At 40.7% G+C, this 3,481-nt stretch carries 5 protein-coding genes; 3 read left to right on the top strand and 2 right to left on the bottom strand.

Annotation, left to right across the window (positions count from 1 at the left end; translation table 11 throughout):
• Positions 1 to 149 precede the first annotated feature (149 nt).
• The gene (locus AC1F2U_RS34475; protein WP_480265233.1) at positions 150 to 806 is read right to left on the bottom strand and encodes a hypothetical protein; all 657 of its coding nucleotides are present in this window, start codon (positions 804 to 806) and stop codon (positions 150 to 152) included.
• 238 nt (positions 807 to 1,044) lie between these two features.
• On the opposite strand from AC1F2U_RS34475, the gene AC1F2U_RS34470 reads away from it, so the two are divergent.
• The 3 genes from AC1F2U_RS34470 to AC1F2U_RS34460 are packed head-to-tail and all read left to right on the top strand — an operon-like array spanning position 1,045 to position 2,084.
• Positions 1,045 to 1,371 carry a DUF5674 family protein gene (locus AC1F2U_RS34470; protein ID WP_084177611.1) on the top strand — a complete coding sequence of 109 codons (327 nt, stop codon included), beginning with the start codon at positions 1,045 to 1,047 and terminating at the stop codon, positions 1,369 to 1,371.
• On the top strand, positions 1,368 to 1,730 hold the full coding sequence (locus tag AC1F2U_RS34465) for a hypothetical protein (RefSeq protein WP_480265232.1): 363 nt from the start codon (positions 1,368 to 1,370) through the stop codon (positions 1,728 to 1,730). Before AC1F2U_RS34470 ends, AC1F2U_RS34465 begins: the two co-directional genes overlap by 4 nt.
• 6 nt (positions 1,731 to 1,736) lie before the next feature.
• Positions 1,737 to 2,084, top strand: coding sequence for a hypothetical protein (locus AC1F2U_RS34460; protein WP_480265231.1), 348 nt, complete (start codon positions 1,737 to 1,739; stop codon positions 2,082 to 2,084).
• A gap of 62 nt (positions 2,085 to 2,146) precedes the next feature.
• Here the strand turns inward: AC1F2U_RS34460 and AC1F2U_RS34455 are convergent.
• Positions 2,147 to 3,481: Zn-binding domain-containing protein (locus tag AC1F2U_RS34455; RefSeq protein ID WP_480265230.1), on the bottom strand; the 1,335-nt coding region annotated here is incomplete at its 5' end.

The following is a 3,481-nucleotide window of genomic DNA, read 5'->3' as shown; positions in this document are numbered from 1 at the left end:
ATTGTCCATCGCCATTGCTCCCACCTACCTTGATATTCATCATCTAATTTCAGTAGTTTTGATAATAGCCATCCATGTTCAAAAGTTGATTTGAGTACCATTGGTGTTATCTTTAATAAACATTTGCCAATGGCAGAGGCATTAGCCTCTTAAATCTTGACTTCTGGAATAGCTTCTAAATTGACCATTGACGATAACTCAGGAATGACTATATTTGATTGTGATTTGTTATCTGGAGATTGAGTCAGTAGTTTAATTAACCATTTTTCAGTCTGCATCTGATCCTTTTTATTCCAGCGTACATTTAATCTTTGGGCTGGTTTAATAGGATGTAATGCTAAAACTACGAGTTGTATTTGGTTAGGAGTGACTGAGTATTGTCTAGCCGTAGTCCACAGCTTCACCCGGTCTTGCCAGCTTAAATGTGGATGGCGTATAGCCCATTCATAAAGCCTGGGAATACCTTGTTTAAATGCTATATTTGTTAATACTTGAATAAAGTGCTTGTCGTCATTAATTGCAAGAGGTGCAATAACTGGATTATCGACTAATAACTTTTTCCGAGATTGAAAAATTTCCGGTGCAAGTTCCTGTATTTGATCAACCCACTGAGCAATTTGAGGATAGGCATTTAATAAAGGTTCTACAGTCAGTCCTAAAAATAGTTGTCTCATCACCAAAGAGAAGTTATCTGCAACTATAGAGTCAAAGGCAGAGCGATTTGGATGATATTTTTGACTGGGGAATAGGACTTGTTGTTGTGTTTTAGTAATTTGTTGAATATCGGCAAGATTAATTACTGGCATGGTTGGGAGAATATAACATCTCTCCCATGCAGCGGTAAGCTGCAAATTAATTACTTCGATTAATTATGCTTCAATACAGATATACAGCGTATTGCCGGTTGCAGGAAGTCCAGTTGCAGGAAGTAGAAAATTTAGTTACAAAGCTACGCACCAATTGGGTTTTAATGTTGATAGTTGAAGGCTGATGTAATTAGGCAAGATAGCCAGGGCAAGCGTATGTTTAATAGGAGTAAGTTTTTTGATTGAGATTATTAGAGTTCGTGCTACACCGGGGCAAATTGAGCAGATGCTACAAGAGTTAAAGTTTTATATTAAGGTAGCGGTAGATATTGAACATCGGATTCTGGCTGGGGGAGGTGAAATGCACTTTTACTGTGAACAGGCGTTGCTAGAAGATGGTAGTAAGCAGAGTGATATTTGGGCTGCTAGTTTTAGACCTGATACACAACAGATAATCTATGAGTCTATGGTTAATCTCCGTCCCCGACAGAATCGTTCAATGGAAATTATGGACGTTAAGATTAGAGAACAGGTTGCCGCAATTATTATGGAGTTTCTGGGATGAATAGTGGCTTAACTTATGAGCAAGAAACCTTTGTGCAAGATAGTATTCCTGTTAGATTGGAAAAATTGGCAACTAATTTAGCACGGATAAGTCAAATTTTCAGTGAGTCTACACATGAGGATGTGGTCAAAAGCCTGATTAGAGAGACTATGTATTTTCTTGAGTGGATAGCCCCAGATATAGATATTGACAATGCTTTTGAGTTAGCAAACTTAGGAAGGTTTCTCACACGCTGGCTGTTTAAGTGGGAACAAGCTTGGAATGACACAGATGCTAAAAACCAGATTATTCAAGAACTTGGCATTTGGTCAGACAGTGTTTTGCAAATGTCAAAATTACCTGCTGTACAACAATCCTAATTGATAATGACTCAATCCCAACCTCCATTACCACAACCCAAACTAGAATCTGCTGGCATTACCTCTGACCAGTATTTTGAATTTACTCCAGAAAAACTAGAACTGAGTAACGGATATTTGGGTTATGGTGGACAAGATCAACTTGGGTTTCATTTGTCTGTTCTCACCAACATGGGATTGTTGACAGCAGTTCGACATACAAATTTGTCGCTGTGGCTAGAAGCACTCAAAGGTGTGGTCACAGAAAAACTACCGACTGTCAACGCCCAACCAGAAGTAGCAGAGGCAATGCTCAATCGATTTAATCGGGCGATTGCAGACTTGGAGGCAGTGATTGAGTATCTGGAACAATAAAATCTGGAAGTTGAGCGATGTCTACGACGATGCTTGTGTCAAACATCAGGTGTAGCAATGGGCTACGTTTTGTCGGAGGCGATGGTCTCCGACCGACCGGAGATCATCGCATCTAACAACAGTAATCCCATTTGCTTCAATAAAGCAATGTTACCATCAGGGCAACCATGTTGAATTAGGCACTTGGCACAGCCAGTATCGCAATTACAATCTCGTGCGATCGCCTTAGCAGCACTAGCAAGTTTTGGCAGATGTTTAAACACAGCTTCAGCCGCACCATTACCACCATCACTGGTATCATAGAAATAGCCTGTGTAATTGTTATTTTCCCCTAACTCCTTCACTACTGTAAAATTCACCTGTTTTGGGTCAACTCTAGCCACCAGCTGTAACGCTCTCATAATTTGATGCCCAAAGCTGTGGATAGCAATCAAGGTACTGGAATATTCCCACAACTGTTGATAGCCTGGTGGAATCGGTTCTCCACTGCGGGTTAAATTGGTTCTAGTTTCTTTGGCATTGTGCTGGAGGTATTCCCGCGCACTTGAGTTAATCGCTACTTTGACCATTGGTGCTGAAAATTGAGTACGGAAAGGCTGCTCAAACTTTTCTTCTGACAGGGTTTTCACAATTACAGCTTTGCGTGTGAGTTTGCTACAAAGTGGACAACGATGTTCTTTAGGTAGCGGCTCTTTATAGTTAAGACACCGCTTGTTCAAACAAGTCTGTTCATAGATTTGGTTCATTAAACTGTAACCAGTGGTAATGTGTTTAACTTCACCAAAACTAAGTGACAGGGTTAAGTATTCCTGACAATCATCAACATCACTGACTTGAGAAAACAGCAATGGTAACTTCACCGGATCAGTTAGCACTGTTAGACTGCTGGTTTCTGATTCTGTAACTGCAACTGTAAACAGTGAGCTATCTGCTGTCTGTTTTAAAATTGCTTGCTTGCTGTTCAAGTCAAGGGAGATGCACTGATAAGTCAGCATTCGTCCATTGGCATCTTGTCGTTTGTAGATGGCTTGGGGATGGACTTCCCGGTGAGCAATATCTTCTGAGATTTCCTCTAGTTCTTCCCCTGATTCTGCATCTACTAGCTTGATGGTAGTTTGGGATAAGCCACCCCGAAAGTTAACATCTTTATGGGGATAACCCTTTGCCCACAGTCCATTACGACCTTTATTTAGATGCCCTTGGGCTAACAGGAGTTTTGCTACCTCATAAGCTGCTGTGCCAAAGTAGTGCTTGATTTTATTAGTAGGAATACCAGTTTCTGCGGCTGCACACATCAAATGTTTAGCAGCAAAGATGGGATATTCGTCGTTAAAGAAGACTTCCTCAGCTTCTGGCGATACCAGCATTTCTGGATGTTCTGCTACATAGCAGTCAAT

The organism is Nostoc sp. LEGE 12454 (assembly GCF_056620565.1).
The sequence above is the reverse complement of the archived record's forward strand: the minus strand, read 5'-3'. Positions and strand labels throughout refer to the sequence as shown.